13 protein-coding genes and 1 tRNA gene are annotated in these 15,060 nt (G+C 61.3%); 3 read left to right on the top strand and 11 right to left on the bottom strand.

The genetic code is table 11. The features are described from left to right. Positions 1 to 10: 10 nt before the first annotated feature. The 8 genes from gltX to rpiA form a co-directional block, all read right to left on the bottom strand. Complete coding sequence (gene gltX / locus RLW55_RS14785; protein ID WP_409560011.1) at positions 11 to 1,381, bottom strand: glutamate--tRNA ligase; 1,371 nt, start codon at positions 1,379 to 1,381, stop codon at positions 11 to 13. Positions 1,382 to 1,594: 213 nt separating this feature from the next. Next, entirely contained in the window at positions 1,595 to 3,319 is a 1,725-nt protein-coding gene (locus RLW55_RS14780) for an NAD+ synthase (RefSeq protein ID WP_423414581.1), read from the bottom strand. A 54-nt stretch (positions 3,320 to 3,373) separates the two neighbouring features. Next, entirely contained in the window at positions 3,374 to 3,538 is a 165-nt protein-coding gene (locus RLW55_RS14775) for a hypothetical protein (protein ID WP_423414580.1), read from the bottom strand. 92 nt (positions 3,539 to 3,630) lie between these two features. Continuing rightward, on the bottom strand, positions 3,631 to 5,034 hold the full coding sequence (locus tag RLW55_RS14770; protein ID WP_423414579.1) for a class II 3-deoxy-7-phosphoheptulonate synthase: 1,404 nt from the start codon (positions 5,032 to 5,034) through the stop codon (positions 3,631 to 3,633). Positions 5,035 to 5,171: 137 nt separating this feature from the next. Beyond that, entirely contained in the window at positions 5,172 to 5,927 is a 756-nt protein-coding gene (locus tag RLW55_RS14765) for an SDR family NAD(P)-dependent oxidoreductase (RefSeq protein WP_409560014.1), read from the bottom strand. A gap of 57 nt (positions 5,928 to 5,984) precedes the next feature. Then, entirely contained in the window at positions 5,985 to 7,367 is a 1,383-nt protein-coding gene (gene gor / locus RLW55_RS14760; RefSeq protein WP_423414578.1) for a glutathione-disulfide reductase, read from the bottom strand. Between the two features lie 17 nt (positions 7,368 to 7,384). After that, positions 7,385 to 7,882, bottom strand: a complete 498-nt coding sequence (locus RLW55_RS14755; RefSeq protein ID WP_409560016.1) for a DUF2059 domain-containing protein — start codon at positions 7,880 to 7,882, stop codon at positions 7,385 to 7,387. A 2-nt stretch (positions 7,883 to 7,884) separates the two neighbouring features. Continuing rightward, positions 7,885 to 8,607: a ribose-5-phosphate isomerase RpiA gene (rpiA, locus tag RLW55_RS14750; protein WP_409560017.1), complete on the bottom strand. Its 723-nt coding sequence runs from the start codon at positions 8,605 to 8,607 to the stop codon at positions 7,885 to 7,887. Between the two features lie 207 nt (positions 8,608 to 8,814). On the opposite strand from rpiA, the gene RLW55_RS14745 reads away from it, so the two are divergent. Beyond that, a complete protein-coding gene (locus RLW55_RS14745; RefSeq protein ID WP_423414577.1) occupies positions 8,815 to 9,498 on the top strand; it encodes an HAD family hydrolase in 684 nt (227 codons plus the stop codon). A gap of 3 nt (positions 9,499 to 9,501) precedes the next feature. On the opposite strand, the gene RLW55_RS14740 is transcribed toward RLW55_RS14745, so the two are convergent. Next, a complete protein-coding gene (locus RLW55_RS14740) occupies positions 9,502 to 9,879 on the bottom strand; it encodes a DsrE family protein (RefSeq protein WP_013947844.1) in 378 nt (125 codons plus the stop codon). An 84-nt stretch (positions 9,880 to 9,963) separates the two neighbouring features. After that, on the bottom strand, positions 9,964 to 12,279 hold the full coding sequence (locus tag RLW55_RS14735) for an efflux RND transporter permease subunit (RefSeq protein WP_423414576.1): 2,316 nt from the start codon (positions 12,277 to 12,279) through the stop codon (positions 9,964 to 9,966). A 315-nt stretch (positions 12,280 to 12,594) separates the two neighbouring features. Between RLW55_RS14735 and RLW55_RS14730 the strand changes: the two genes are divergently transcribed. Further along, positions 12,595 to 13,119 (top strand): hypothetical protein, encoded by a 525-nt coding sequence (locus tag RLW55_RS14730; RefSeq protein WP_409560020.1) that lies wholly within the window; start codon positions 12,595 to 12,597, stop codon positions 13,117 to 13,119. Between the two features lie 91 nt (positions 13,120 to 13,210). Next, a tRNA-Val gene (locus RLW55_RS14725) sits at positions 13,211 to 13,285 on the top strand. A gap of 131 nt (positions 13,286 to 13,416) precedes the next feature. On the opposite strand, the gene RLW55_RS14720 is transcribed toward RLW55_RS14725, so the two are convergent. Beyond that, positions 13,417 to 14,943 carry a hypothetical protein gene (locus RLW55_RS14720; protein ID WP_423414575.1) on the bottom strand — a complete coding sequence of 509 codons (1,527 nt, stop codon included), beginning with the start codon at positions 14,941 to 14,943 and terminating at the stop codon, positions 13,417 to 13,419. Positions 14,944 to 15,060 lie beyond the last annotated feature (117 nt).

The following is a 15,060-nucleotide window of genomic DNA, read 5'->3' as shown; positions in this document are numbered from 1 at the left end:
TGGCAATCCGCTAAGCTCTCTTACCTTCCAGGCGGGCAAGGACGCGGTCGCGGCCCATCAGCGGCAGCAGGAATTTTAACTCGGGTCCGGCTTCACGTGCCGTCAACGCCAGCCGCAGCGGGTGAAAGAGCGCTTTGCCCTTCGCGCCGGTTTGAGCTTTGATCGCGCCGGTCCATTCCGACCAAGTCGCTTCGCTCCACGGCTCAGGCGGCAGCAGCGACGCGCCCGCGACGGTCACTTTCGAATCTTCAATGACCGGATCGATGTCTCCCGCCACAACCGTCCACCAGTCCTGCGTATCAGCAAAAAGTTCGAGGTTGCCGCGCACGGCATTCCAGAAGTCTTCGCGGCCCTCGATGCCGAGCGCGCGCAAGCGATCCGCAACATCAGCGTAGTCGAGCATGTGCAGCAGCTTGCTGTTGAGCGTCTTCAGTTCGGCGACGTCGAAGCGTCCTGGCGCGGTCGAGATTTTTGCGAAGTCAAGTTTGGCGGCCAGCTCATCGCGCGACTTGAATGGCTCGATCGCATCAGAGGTGCCGACGAGCGCGGCGTGACAGAGCACCGCCATCGGCTCCAGCCCATCGTCGCGGAAGCTCTGCACGGACAGCGCGCCGAGACGTTTCGACAGCGCCTGTCCATCCGCGCCGACAAGCAGCGAGTGATGGCCGAACTCGGGCGGCGTTGCGCCCATAGCTTCGAAGATCGCCATCTGCACGCCAGTGTTCGTGACATGATCCTCACCGCGCACGATGTGCGTGATGCCGAAGGCAACATCATCTACGACGCTGGTAAATGTGTAGAGATATGTGCCGTCCTCGCGGATCAGAACCGGATCGGACAGGGAGCCCAGATCGACGGTCTGATCGCCGCGGATCAAGTCGTTCCACGACACGAGCGTGGGCTGCGGCGCGAGACCGCGCTCCTCTTCCGTGTTCGGAAGTCGGAAGCGCCAATGCGGTTTGTCGCCACGACCGATGCGGGTTGCGATTTCGTCGTCGGAAAGCTTGAGCGCGGCACGGTCGTAGATCGGCGGCTTGTGCATCGCGAGCTGGCGCTTGCGGCGGCGGTCCAATTCTTCTTCCGTTTCGAAGCATGGATAGAGCGCGCCACTGGCTTTCAGAGCTTCAGCTGCTTCGTCGTACAGGCCCGTGCGATCCTGCTGCCGCGCGAACTCGTCCCAGGTGAGACCGAGCCACTTCAGGTCATCGCAGATGGCGTCCGCGTATTCCTGTGTCGAGCGCACGGTGTCGGTATCGTCGAGCCGGAGCAGAAATGTGCCGCCGTACTTTCTGGCGAGAAGCCAATTGAGCACCGCCGTCCGGATGTTGCCGATATGGATGCGGCCCGTGGGGCTCGGAGCAAAGCGGACGCGTGGTTTCATGAAAAGCTCGATTGATGATCGGATTTGCGCGCAACCTAGCGTGCGCACCGTCGAACGCAAGTTCTGTTCGTCGTCCTCGTAAGGCGGCGGCGAGGCGCTTGATTCTTGCCGTCATCCCGGCGCAGGCCGGGATCCAGACAATTTCGACATTGAGCATGCTGAAGATTGTCTGGGTGCCGACCTCCGTCGGCATGACGGAGCGATGGTTTGGCGTCAGGCGCCTTTGGCAACTATCGGAGGTTTTGGGACTGGAGGCGCTTTTTGGTCCGCCTGCATCACATCCTCGCGAAATTTGTTTGTGATCGGATAACGGCGGTCGCGGCCGAAGTTACGCGAGGAGATCTTGACGCCGGGCGCGGCTTGGCGGCGCTTGTACTCGGCTAGATACAGCAGCCGCTCGATCTTCTTCACTGTCTCGACCGAATGGCCGCGCGCGACGACGTCTGCGAGCGGCATTTCCTTTTCGACGAGGCAATTCAGAATGTCGTCCAGCTCCGCATAGGGCGGCAGCGAATCCTGATCGGTCTGGTTGGCGCGAAGCTCCGCCGTCGGCGCTTTCGTCAAGATGCGCTCTGGGATGACGATGCCCGCCGGTCCTTTCGCTTCTTCCGGCACGTGTGCGTTGCGCCAGTGCGCCAACTCGTACACCTCCGTCTTGTAGAGGTCCTTGATCGGATTGAAGCCGCCGTTCATGTCGCCGTAGAGCGTCGCGTAGCCGACGGACATTTCGCTCTTGTTGCCGGTGGTCACGACCATCCCGCCAAACTTGTTCGACACCGCCATCAGGATCGTGCCGCGCACGCGGCTTTGCAGATTTTCTTCGGTGATGTCGGCGTTGGTCCCTGTGAAGAGATCCTTCAGGCTCCAGGTCAAGCCGGCGACGGTGGGCTCGATCGAAACTTTATCGTAGCGAATGCCGAGCGCGTTGGCGCAGGCGGCGGCGTCTTCGAGACTATCGTCGGAGGTGTACTTCGACGGCAGCATCACGGCGTGAACGCGCTCCGGTCCAAGCGCATCGACGGCCATCGCCGCGACGAGCGCGGAGTCGATGCCGCCAGACAAACCGAGCACGACGCTCGGAAAGCCGTTCTTCTCGACATAATCTTTGAGACCCAGAACGCAGGCGTGGTAAGCGGCGGCTTTGCCTTCGGTGAGCCTCGCGACCTTATCCTTCCGGCAGACCCAGCCCGACGGCGTGCGGGTCCATTCCGTTACGGACACGTCTTCGCGCCAAGCCGGAAGCTGCACGGCGAGACTGCGGTCGGCATTCAACACGAACGACGCGCCATCAAACACCAGCTCATCTTGGCCGCCGACCTGATTGAGATAGACGAGCGGCAGGTTGCTTTCGGTGACGCGCGCGACGGCGACATTCATGCGGGCGTCGGGCTTCGGCCAATCGAACGGCGAGCCGTTCGGCGAAACGAGAATTTCTGCGCCCGTCTCGGTCAGCGTCTCGACGACTTCGGTGCTCCAGATGTCTTCGCAGATGGGCACGCCGATGCGTACGCCGCGGACATTCAGCGGACCGGGTTGTGGTCCCGGTGCGAACACGCGCTTTTCGTCGAAGACGCCGTAATTGGGCAGATCGACCTTAAGCGTCGTCGCCTGGATGCGGCCGCCATCGAGCAGCGCGACGGCGTTATGCACCTTTCGGCCTTCGGTCCAGATCGTTCCAATCAGGATCGCGGGCCCATCGGCGCAGGCGGCTGCCAGCCATTCGAGCTTAGCTTTCGTCGCCTGCTGGAAGGCGGGTTTGAGAACGAGGTCTTCCGGTGGGTAGCCGTTGAGAAACAGCTCCGAGAAGACGACGACGTCCGCGCCCAGTTCCTTGGCGCGGGCGTGGGCGCGGGCGGCGCGTTCAGCGTTGCCTTGCAGATCCCCGACGACGGGGTCGAGCTGAGCGAGGGCGATCTTGAGCGAAGCGGGTGATGTCATGCCCGCTATTTAGGGCGCGGCGCGACCGAGGTCCAGAACCGCGAAGCCGCTGGCTTAATCGCCGTCGTCACCACAGGGGACCGGGAACTCCACGTCGGGGTCCCAGCACATGCCACCGCCCTCTTGGACGACGCTGAGCGTCGCCGGGCGGCGCTCGGTCGCAATGGCTGCGGCCACAGACGTCCAAACCGCCAGCGCGGCGAAGATGTGCAATCCCATGTGAGTAGGCCCTCGACATGAAAACAGCGGCCCTGCCAAGCGGGGCCGCTGTTCAGCATACACACAAACGTCACGAACAAAAGGCCCCGCCGTTAGGCGATGAGCGACTTCGGCTCCAGGTGCGTGTCCGCGTTCCGCTCTTTCTTCAATTGCTCTGCAACGAGGAAAGCCAGCTCCAAGGCCTGGTCGGCATTGAGGCGCGGGTCGCAATGGGTGTGATAGCGGTCCGACAAATCCTGCTCGGAAATCGCCGTCGCGCCACCGGTGCATTCGGTCACGTTCTGGCCGGTCATCTCGACGTGGATGCCGCCCGCGTGCGTGCCTTCCGCGCGATGGACCTCGAAGAACGACAGGCTCTCCTTCAGGATGCGGTCGAACGGCCGCGTCTTGTAGCCGGTGACAGCCGAGATCGTGTTGCCGTGCATCGGATCGCACGACCAGACGACCGAGCGGCCCGCCTTCTTCACGGCGCGGATCAGCTTAGGCAGGTGTGTTTCGACCTTGTCGTAGCCGAAGCGGCAAATCAACGTCAGGCGGCCCGGTTCGTCCTTCGGGTTCAGAAGGTCGATCAGGCGCAGCAGGCCGTCCGCATCCATCGACGGGCCGCATTTGAGGCCGATCGGGTTTTTGATGCCGCGACAGTATTCAACGTGGGCGTGATCGGGCTGGCGCGTGCGATCGCCGATCCAGATCATGTGGCCGCTCGTGGCGTACCAGTCGCCGCTGGTCGAATCCTTGCGCGTCAATGCCTCTTCGTAGCCTAGAAGCAGCGCCTCATGGCTGGTGTAGAAGCTCGTCGTGCGCAGCTGCGAGGTGTTGTCGGACGTGATCCCGCAGGCGCGCATGAACTGCAGCGTTTCGGCGATGCGATCCGCCAGCTCCTGATAACGGTGGCCCTGCGGGCTGTCCTTGACGAAGCCCATGTTCCACTGGTGCACGCGTTCGAGATCGGCATAACCGCCGGTCGCGAAGGCGCGGATCAGGTTCAGCGTCGCCGCCGACTGACGATAGGCTTCGAGCTGGCGCTGCGGATCGGGGATGCGCGCTTCGGCCGTGAACTCGGTGCCGTTGATGATGTCGCCGCGATAGCTCGGCAGCTCTTGGCCGTTCTTCTTCTCGGTCGGCGAGGAGCGCGGCTTGGCGAACTGCCCGGCGATGCGGCCGACTTTCGTCACTGGCTCACCGCCGGCGTACGTCAGCACGACGGCCATCTGCAGGAAGACGCGGAAGAAGTCGCGGATGTTGTCGGCGCGATGCTCAACGAAGCTCTCGGCGCAGTCGCCGCCCTGAAGCAGGAAACCACGGCCACCGGCAATCGCAGCAAGCTGCTTCTTCAGCTCACGGGCTTCACCGGCAAAAACGAGCGGCGGGAAGGACGCCAGACGGGCTTCCACGTCGGCGAGGGCCTGGGCGTCCGGGTATTCCGGAACCTGCATGATGGGCTTGCCGCGCCAGGTATCTGGCGACCATTTTTCGGCTTGGGCGTTGGACGCCATCGTCAACTCCTAAAAAGCAGCTATCGGGCCCCGCCCGGAGGCGGTGCCTTCCTCTGCTCTGTGGCATAATATCTCGGGGCGCTTATAGGTGATATCGCCGCCCCGCGCCAGCCCGTCCCGGGTGGCGTTCCTTGCGATTAAAGCCCGGCTCCCATGCCGCCATCGACGGCCAGTTCCGATCCCGTGCAATATAGGCTGTCGTCGGAGGCAAAAAAGACCGCCGCGCCCGTCATGTCCTCCGGGCGGCCGAGGCGGCCCATGGGGGTCTTGTCGATCAGGGCCTGCTTGACGGGCGGCAACTTCAGCAGGCGGTCGGTGATGGCGGTTTCGACGTAGCCAGGGGCGATTGCATTCACGCGGATGTTGAACGGCGCGTATTCGACCGCCAGCCCCTTCGTCAGCGCCGTGACGGCGCCCTTGGTGGCGGTATAGGCCGCAAGCGGACGCAGTCCTCGGCTCGCCATGATCGAGGAAATGTTGATGAGAGACGCCGACTTCGACTTTCGAAGCAGCGGCAGCGCATCACGCGAAATTCTGAGGATGGCGTCGAGATTGACCTCGCGCAGCTTGGTCCAATCGGAATCGGAAAGCTGGCGGACTTCGCCACGAACGAGGATGCCGGCATTGTTGACGACAACATCGACGTAACCGTGGGCGCTCTCGATGTTGCGGAACAGCGCCGTGATGTCCTGGCCTTTCGAGACGTCGACGGCCATCGCCGTCGCGGCGCCGCCATTGCCCTTGATATCGCGAACGGTTTGCTCGGCGGTCTCGCCGTTGATGTCGGTCACCCAGACGTGCGCTCCTTCGGCAGCGAAGCGATGCGCGATCGCCGCGCCGATGCCGCCGCCGGAACCCGTTACCATTGCGATCTTTCCGCTGAGCCGCGCCATGTGAACCTCACGTCGTCGATTGGGGGGCCGAACCCATACGGCGGTGCACTCTCCCGATCAAGCCGCCGCTTCGCCAGGGGCCATCCATTTCTCGCGCAAAGTCACAAGTTCTTCTGCGGCCGATGGATGCAAGGCCATGGTTTGATCGAAATCGGATTTTTTTGCGCCCAGGCGCACGGCGATGGCGGCCGTCTGCACGATCTCGGCTGCGTCTGGTCCAAGAATATGCACGCCGACGACACGATCCGTCTCAGACTGTACGACGAGCTTCATGAGTGTGCGCTCATCGCGGCCGCCGAGGATCGCCTTCATCGTGCGGAAGCTGCCTTTGTAAACATGCACGTCGCCGTACTGGTTTTTCGCTTCCTGCTCGGTGAAACCGACGGTACCGATCTCAGGCGTTGTAAAGACCGCGGTGGGGATCGTCGTATAATCGACGAGCGTCGGCTTGTTGCCGAAGACGCTATCGGCGAAGGCCTGGCCTTCGCGAATGGCCACGGGCGTGAGATTTACGCGATTGGTGACGTCGCCGACGGCATAGATCGACGGCACCGTCGTCTGTGAATGATTGTCGACGACGATTGCGTTCTCGGGGTCCATCTGGACACCGATGGCTTCTAGGCCCAGTCCGCGTGCGTTCGGCGAACGGCCAATCGCGAACAGGATCTGGTCGGCTTCGAGCGTCTCGCCGCCCGTGATCGTGCCGACGAGCCCCGACGCCGTTTTTTCAATCTTGGTGAAGACCTTTTCGTTGATGATGCGGATGCCGCGCGCTTTCATCGTCTCGACGAGGCCGTCACGCAGATCGTCGTCGAACCCGCGCAGGATTTTCTCGCCGCGATAGATCAGCGTGACGTCAGAGCCGAGCCCGTGAAAAATCGATGCGAACTCGGTCGCGATATAGCCGCCGCCGGCGATGACGATACGGCGCGGAAACTCCTTCAAGTTGAAGACTTCGTTCGAGGTGATGACGTGCTCGATGCCGGGAAGCTTGCGATCGACGTTGGGGTGGCCGCCCGTCGCGATCAATATCGTCTTTGCCGTGATCGTCCGGCCGGAGGCTGACAGGCGCACCTCGTTGGGCGACAGGCACATCGCACGTTCGGGAAAAACCTCTACCTTGTATTTGTCGAGCGTCGTGCGGTACGCGGCTTCGAGACGCGAAATTTCCTTGTCCTTGGCGGCGATCAGCGACGGCCAGTCGAATGTCCTCTCAGGCAGCGTCCAGCCGAAGCCTGCCGCGTCCTTGAATTCGTCGCTAAAGCGGCTGGCATAGACGAGCAGCTTTTTTGGAACACACCCGCGGATCACGCAGGTGCCCCCGATGCGGAATTCCTCGGCAATCGCAACGCGTGCGCCGTGGCTCGACGCAATGCGGGCGGCTCTCACGCCGCCCGAACCTGCGCCAATGACGAAAAGGTCGTATTCGAAATCTGACATCGCTTGGCTATGCAGGCTTACTTCTGATCGGTGGGGATGGGCGGCGTCTGCCCGGCTTTGATTTCGTCGGCGATCTTGGCGCTGTATTTCATACCGATCTCCGCGCCCTTCTTCATCAGTTCAGGCGTCTTGGCGATAAACTTTGCACCCGGCCCCGAACGATAGAAGTCGGCGACCGTTTTCATCTCTTCAGCCGTAAACGTCTCGGCGTAGAGATTGGCAAAGTCGGTGATCATCTGGTCTTTATATTCGAGCAGCTTTTTCATGCTCGAGTCGAATTGCGCCGAGAGCTTTTTGCCGGCTTCGGAATTGTCGGCGTTGGCGCCTTTGGCGAAGCCGCGCGACATGGCTTCGACCATGCCGTCCATCTGTTTCGTGACGCCGGTGACTTCAAGCAGATCGCGGGCGGCGGCGACGCGGGCGGGATCGGGTGGCGTTGCGGGCGAGTCTTCAGCCAGCGCCGCGGTCGAACAACAGACGAGAAACAGTGCAATTATTCGCAGCCAGCGGCCCATTTTTATTCATCCTCTTCGAAATCGATTTCAATTGCCGAAATGACTTCTACACCCATTGGTCCGGCAATGATGCCGACATCGGCAATGCCAAGGAAAAGACCGTTCTCGACGACGCCGGGAACGAGCTTTAAAGCGTCGTCCAGCGCTTCGGGATCGTCAATCGAACCGAACGCGCAATCGAGAATATGGTTGCCATTGTCGGTTACGAATGCCTTGCCATCCGTACCACGGCGCAACTTGATCTCACCGTCGAGCCCCAGATCGTCGGCAAGCTTGGCGATCAGACTTACAGTCGCCGCCAGTCCGAACGGCACGACCTCGACCGGCAGAGGAAACTTGCCGAGTACCTCGACGAGCTTGCTGTTGTCGGCAATGATGATGACTTGGTTCGAAGCCACCGCGACGATCTTTTCTCGGAGGAGGGCGCCGCCGCCGCCCTTGATGAGGCGCAGGTCTTCGTCGAGTTCGTCGGCGCCATCGACGGTGAGGTCGAGCGCCGGTGTCTCATCAAGCGTCGTCAACGGAATATCGAGCGCTGCCGCCTGGGCGCGCGTCGCTTCCGACGTCGGAACGCAAACGACCTTCAGGCCGCTTCTGACGCGTGCCCCCAACAGCTCGACGAACTTCGCAGCCGTCGAGCCGGTGCCCAGACCGAGCTTCATGCCGTCTTCAACATAGCCGAGCGCCTGCTCGGCCGCCTGCCTCTTCCAATCGTCAGTGCTCATCTTGCCCCCAAAGACCAAAATCGGCTGCTGCTCGCCGGACCGTGCGCCTTGTCTAGGCTGGCGGTGCGGCGCTTTCAAGCCGCGCAAATCTACCAGACATTCGTGACGCCGTGACAGAGCGGACCGAGACGACTACGGTCCAGCGTCGACGGTGGCGTGCGGAATGCGCGCCGCCGACGCCAACCAATGAAAATACGAGGAGATTTCATGCAGGGTTGGACGATCGTCTTCGATCTGGACGGCACCTTGATCGACACGGCGCCGGATCTGGCCGAAGCGACGAATCACGTGCTCTCGACGCTCGGCCTTGAGCGGATCAACGAAATGGAAATTCGCCCGTTCGTCGGCCACGGCGCGCTGGCGATGATCGACGGCGCGGTGAAGGCGCACGGGCGAAAACTTCCCGAACGCGAACTGCACGATCTATTCGAGGTTTTCCTGACCTATTATTCGGCCCACATTGCAGATCGCAGTGTCCCCTACCCGCACATCGTCGCAGCGCTCGACGGGCTGAAAGCCGAAGGCGCGACGCTCGCGGTCTGTACCAACAAGATGGAAGCGCAGGCGCGCGCCGTTCTCGAAGCGCTGCAACTGGACGGCTATTTCTCGGCTTTGACCGGGCGCGACAGTCTCGGCGCCTACAAGCCTGATCCTCGGCATCTGACCGGCACAATCGCATTGGCGGGCGGACAACCGGGCAAGAGCATCATGATCGGCGATAGCGAAACCGACATCCGGACGGCGAGGGCTGCGCAGGTGCCGGTCGTGGCGGTGAGCTTCGGCTACAGCATCGATCCGGTGCTGTCGTTCGGGCCTGACGTTGTCATCAACGATTACCGCGAGCTGCGCGGGGCGATCGGCAAGCTCGCGGGGATGCCGGTCAGTTCATAACGGCTAGTAGGTAAGAACGCGGCAATCGTCCGACATGATCTCTTCGATGAAATGCGCGGCGCCAATGACGCCGCTGCATTCGGCGATCAGATCGTCCTTGCGCATGGCGCAGCTATCGAGGCCGGTTGAGAAGCAATGGAAGCGGACGCCTGATGCGTGTGCTTCCTTGATGAAGTCGTAGACCGACCGGCACTCGGCCGCCTTGACGTGTACGGCTTCGGCCACGCCGTTGCGCAGAACTTCGGCGGCGCCGCCCGTGCAGACGACCTCGACCTGATAGCCCATCGACGCTGCGACGGAGGCTTGAAATATCGGCGGGCAGATCGACTCGTCACTGTGCGGACTGGCGTTGGCCAATACGATGATAAGCTTGCGCGTCACGGCTGGCGTCCTGCTCGGAGTCACTTGCGCCGAGACTAGGCTGCGACCGGCGTCGGCCGCAACCGTTAACGCGTGTTCAAGCCATCAAACGTCGTGACCGCTAATATAACGGCGGTAAACGAGGATCGTGGCCGGCAGGAACACGAGGTCGGCGACCAGCGACGCAATCAGCGTCACGCCGCAGACGAGGCCGAACAGCCGAAGCGACGGCAGGTCGGAGAAGATCGTCACGCCGAGGCCGAAGGCCAGCACGATCGTCGTCAGGATGATGGCCGGGCCGACCAGAACGCGCGCGCGACGAATGGCAAGCTCGGGCGGGACGCCGGGCTGCTCCTCCATGCGCAATCGGTTCAGGAAGTGGATCAGCGCATCGACGCCCAGTCCGAAGACCACGATCAGCGCAACGACAGATGAGAATTCCAAGCCGCCGCCCATGAAGTAGAGCATCGCTCCAGCCGTTACGACAGGGAACAGACCAGGCAGCAAGCTGATGAACCCGACGAACACCGAACGGAAGGCAAGCGCCAGCAATACGGCCGCAACGAGCACGCAGAGCGGAATGCTTTCGTCGAGCTGCGAGATCATCCGGTAGCTGTTGCGCGCCGCGAGCGCGGGCAAGCCCGTCACCGAGATCTGATATTCAGGATACGCCTTGCGGATCGGATCGAGCGCCTTATCGACCGAATGGACCAGCGGTAGAATCTTGCTGGCGTCAACGTCCGGCAGGCGGCCCGTCACGAGTACGGCTTTCTCGTCCTTGGCGATGAAGCGGCGGACGAGGTGCTCCGGCAGAAGGCCGACGTATTTCTTGATCGTCTCGACGTTGTCCTGGCCACTTTCGCGCAGCCAGCGACGCAGGCTCTCGAGCGACCAGACGTTGCCGAGGCCCGCGGCTTTTTCAAGGGCCGCGTGGGTCTCTTCGATCACTTTCAGCGTCTTGGGATCGTAGAGGCTGGCACCGTTCTTCCACTGGATCATGACGTGGAACGGATTGGCGCCAGTGAGCTTGGAATCGATGCGGCCGGTCGCGGCAATCGCCTGCTCGCGGTCAGGCACCTGATCGGCGAGGCGATAGCGCGGCTCTAGCGCGAGATGCAGCGAGGCAAAGTAGGCAAACAGCGCAAAGGCGATGGCCGTGTAGACGACCGAATGCTTGACGACGCGATCGACAATGCCGCCGACGAAAATGCCGAGCGCGTCCATCAGTCCATCGGCGGGCGTGTGGTCCTTGGCGAGCGTCTTCTCGTTGCGCACGAACAGCAGCGCCAGGATCGGCAGCACGACGATGACGGCGCAGAACGAGATGCAGACTGCCATGGCGCCTGCTTCGCCGAACGTGCGGATGAGGCCCGATTCCGAGAACAACAATGCCAGGAACGACAGCAACGCCGCGCCGTGCGCTAGCACGCACGCGGGACCGACAACGAGGATCGCAAAGCGGACAGCCTGAAGCTTGGTGTCGCCTTCGCGCAGCCGGATGCGGAAGGCCGACACCATCTGCATACTGTCGGCAAAGCCCATCACCATGATGAGCGGCGTCATGACGTTCAGGAACAGATTGAGCTTGAACCCGAGCCAGCCGAGCAGACCCAGCGACCAGGCCACAGCAATGACCGGCGGCAGCGCGGCAACGAGCATCAGCGATATGCGGCGGAAGAAGATCGCTGCAATCGCTGCGCCGAAGAGAAGGCCGAGGCCGTTATAGACGATCTGATCACGCTCGACAGCGTTGCGGATCTCAAGCTGCATGACCGGCGCGCCGGCGAGCTTCACCGACAGCCCGACCGGATTGAGATCTTCCTTCGCCGTGTTTTCGATCTCGCCGATGACGACTTTCGCGGATTTCTCTTCAACGACCTTGCGATCGAGCGCCAGCACCATCAGCGCGAGCTGACCATCGTTCGACAGAAACTTGCCTTTGACGATGTCGTTGGTTTTCAGGGCATCGACGATCTTACCGAACTCGACCGGATCGTCGGGCAGGTCGTCGGGCACGATCGGCGGGGGATATCCGCTCGCGTCGGGTTTGCCGCGCGCGGACAGCATCGACACGATGCCGCTGACGCCGTCAATGAGTTGCAGATCGGCGGCGGCATTACCGAAGGCCGTCAGCCCTTCTTTCGTCAGCAGCCTCTTGCCTTCGACGACGACCAGAACGTCGTATTCGCTCGATGGGAAGCGCTTGTCGATCTCTTCGTAGATCTTGAATTCGGGGGTGTTGGTGCGGAACAGCTCCGACAGGCTGTCGTCGACCCTGAGGCGCGAAATGCCGGCCGCCGCAGCAGCCGTTAGAATGAGGACGATGATTGCCGATATGATCGGCGCCCTGATGCCCAATAGGCCAATCTTATTCAGGCCCAAAGAAATCAGGTTCGGGCGTTCCGGCTCCGCTGACTGCAAAAAATGTCCTCCCCAACGACTTCGATTTGAGAAGTCGCCACCAGCGCCCCCCGGCGTCGTTTGTCTTTGCCGGGTGACATGGCACTATGACGGTGTTCGGCGCAAGGTCCACTTGGCCTCACGTCCCAAGGGAAATGCCCGAATTTCAAGGGTGCGGTGCGATACTTGGCAACTTTGACGAGAGAGGCGCGGCGCGCCCACGCAGCGAATCACGGCGGTACGCCGAGTTTCTCTTGCAACGGGGCAGCAGTGTATGGGAGAGCGTCGGTGCCAACGACACATAGCAAGAACAGTGCTTCAATCTTGAGGTTTTAGATGCCCGAGACGTTTCCGTTTCAACGCCTTGTTGCGGCCCTACTCGCGGCTTTCGCATTGTCGTTGGTCATGGTGTCGGAGGCCGTAGCGAAGACCGCGACGGTCGGTCCCGTGTCGGTCGAAGTGGCGGACGACTTCAAGGATGTATCGAGCCAACCTCCGGCGATCCACCAGGATGCTTCCGGCATTACAATCGAAGCTTCGCCATTACCGTCCGAAGCGCTACATGAATTCAAAGGACCGGCGTTTCTCGACTACCTGAAAAGTCTCGGCTTCACGGATCCGGCCTACGTCGACGGCGGCCTAAAGCGGACTGGCGAATATACGTTCGTCACGGCCGAGGCGAAGGGCGCACAAGGCCCCGAGTCACGGTTCCTGCTCGTTATCGGCGGCGAAGGTCGGGCCGCTATCGTGACTGCCTATGCACCCAAGATCGCATTGGCCGATGGTCACGCCAGCCGCGCTACGATCGAGGCTATCCTCGCCAGCGCCACGGTGACGCCTGCACCAGCCGCCAAGCCGTGATGTGCCGTCCGCGGCTTTCCGGCCCAGATCGCGGCCCGTTTGCGGCTTGACAGCGCGATCCGCCGCCTCGCATAAGGGCCGTTCCCAAATCGGGCGGTTAGCTCAGCGGTAGAGCACACGCTTCACACGCGTGGGGTCATAGGTTCAATCCCTATACCGCCCACCATCACCCTGAAATCGTTGAATTTCTTCCGCTTGGCGCGGTGCCCCCTGACTTGCGCAAAGTTGTAGGCAAGGCCGCCCGGTCAAAGTATCTCGGTGGAAGGAACGTGAATTACCGAAAGCGCTTATCTATTGTCACTTCGGAGTGATCGGTGCGCCGCCCGGTCCAGGCGTCCCAAACACGGTCACACTGTCGATGGCCTTGCGCTGCAGCCGCGTCCAATCAGCGAGTTGTCCGCAAAGCGAGGGGCGCGGAGACGGGGCGTCCTTTGCACAGCGGAGCGAGACGAAATTCTGCAAGCCCATTGCAAGCTGCAGGGAATAATCGCTCGAATAGAGCTGAGTATCACTGAAGACCGCGCCGCCCGGGACGTTCCCGAAGTACATCATGCGAAGGCCCTGCGCCGTTTCGGGATGCTTTTCTGCGTCGAGCCCGAGGACAGCTCCATTAGGCGCAAATTCCGCGAGGATAGGCACCATCGGAAAGCCGGCTGTCTGATGGCAGCCCATGCACGAACTTTTCGGATTATCGACCGGGCCAGCGAGACGACCGCCGAAGCCCAGATGATTGAAGCTCAGCGGCGCAGTTGCCAGATCCTTGACGGCTTGACGATTGATCCACTGTTCGGTGAGTGGTTCATAATTGCACGGTCCGTTCGGCCCTTTGCACGTTTCGGCGTAGGTGACCTTAGGATTGTTGCCCCACTGCAGGCCGAGCGGCGTCATGCGGGTCCAAGGTGTTTCGCCTTTGGCGTTCCCGTCATAGCCATAAGTTCCAAGCAACCAGCCCGTAGGGCTGCGCTCGTCGCGCACTTGCAGGTCGATCTGAATAAGGCGCACCTTGCCAATACGACGCTCGTACCGTGACAACGGCCCTTCGTTGCGAAAGCGCGGGCTTTTGTTGACGAAGATATCGGCATCCCACTCCAGTGCGCCTTTCACCGTCGGCAATTCTGCTTCGGTCACTGTCGAAAACAGAAGTTTGATGACAAACGCGCCATCCGGCATGCTGTTCAAACCTGTCGGATCAGGATTGAGCGCGCCGGGCTTAGGATCGTCAGGATCGCAATAGACTTGGCCTAATGCGAATGCGTATCGATCGTTGACGTAAGCCTGAGCCCACGTGTCGACAAACTCAAGCTGCCGTTCACCGAAGGTGTTGCCGGCAGAGTCGAATTCATGAGTTAATCCGTGCACGAATTCGCGGCCGTCGGTCCCCGGCCAGTCGGAAGCGACTTCGGTGTTCCAATCCATCCACGGCGAGCCGTACCATTTACGGATTTGATTGTCTTCGACGTAGAAGTCGGCCGCGACGTTGCCTTCCAGGCCGTAGTCCAGGAGCGCGCGCAGATAGGCCTCTGGATCTACCGGACCGCCATCTTTAAACGGAATTTTTAGCCAGGGATATTCTTCCTTCGCCGGAAGCTCCGAGGGATAATCTTGGCTGAGCTTGTAAACGCGACCCTTGTAGCTCGACGGAGGATCGCCGCCGTTGCCCTGAAGGTAATAGTCCTTGAACGTGCCGCGACGACAATTCTTCTGCGCGAGCGAATTGCGCAGCGAGTCGCTGGTCGCAGAAGCAGGCGTGACCAACACTCCCTCGCTCGCGCACGTCAATGCGACCATGGCGGTTATTGCCGACAAACGAGCGAGCATTTGCATTACCAAAACAATCCTTGTGCGATTCAATGCGTGCGCTGATCATTAGGCGGCGCGGCTGCGAATCGTAATGGATGTTTTTCTAAAATGTACTCCAAGCCGTCAGGTAGCTTGGGAACG

The organism is Hyphomicrobium sp. B1 (assembly GCF_049532635.1).
Classification (GTDB): Bacteria; Pseudomonadota; Alphaproteobacteria; order Rhizobiales; family Hyphomicrobiaceae; genus Hyphomicrobium_B.
This window is presented reverse-complemented; position numbering and strand designations above follow the sequence as displayed.

What these genes read in the sequence shown, in the direction of transcription:
- RLW55_RS14770 (WP_423414579.1), bottom strand. Translation starts at nt 5,034, where the DNA reads ATGGCGTCCAACGCCCAAGCCGAAAAATGGTCGCCAGATACCTGGCGC.
- gor (WP_423414578.1), bottom strand. Translation starts at nt 7,367, where the DNA reads ATGTCAGATTTCGAATACGACCTTTTCGTCATTGGCGCAGGTTCGGGC.
- gltX (WP_409560011.1), bottom strand. Translation starts at nt 1,381, where the DNA reads ATGAAACCACGCGTCCGCTTTGCTCCGAGCCCCACGGGCCGCATCCAT.
- RLW55_RS14730 (WP_409560020.1), top strand. Translation starts at nt 12,595, where the DNA reads ATGCCCGAGACGTTTCCGTTTCAACGCCTTGTTGCGGCCCTACTCGCG.
- RLW55_RS14765 (WP_409560014.1), bottom strand. Translation starts at nt 5,927, where the DNA reads ATGGCGCGGCTCAGCGGAAAGATCGCAATGGTAACGGGTTCCGGCGGC.
- RLW55_RS14745 (WP_423414577.1), top strand. Translation starts at nt 8,815, where the DNA reads ATGCAGGGTTGGACGATCGTCTTCGATCTGGACGGCACCTTGATCGAC.
- rpiA (WP_409560017.1), bottom strand. Translation starts at nt 8,607, where the DNA reads ATGAGCACTGACGATTGGAAGAGGCAGGCGGCCGAGCAGGCGCTCGGC.
- RLW55_RS14780 (WP_423414581.1), bottom strand. Translation starts at nt 3,319, where the DNA reads ATGACATCACCCGCTTCGCTCAAGATCGCCCTCGCTCAGCTCGACCCC.
- RLW55_RS14755 (WP_409560016.1), bottom strand. Translation starts at nt 7,882, where the DNA reads ATGGGCCGCTGGCTGCGAATAATTGCACTGTTTCTCGTCTGTTGTTCG.
- RLW55_RS14775 (WP_423414580.1), bottom strand. Translation starts at nt 3,538, where the DNA reads ATGGGATTGCACATCTTCGCCGCGCTGGCGGTTTGGACGTCTGTGGCC.
- RLW55_RS14720 (WP_423414575.1), bottom strand. Translation starts at nt 14,943, where the DNA reads ATGCAAATGCTCGCTCGTTTGTCGGCAATAACCGCCATGGTCGCATTG.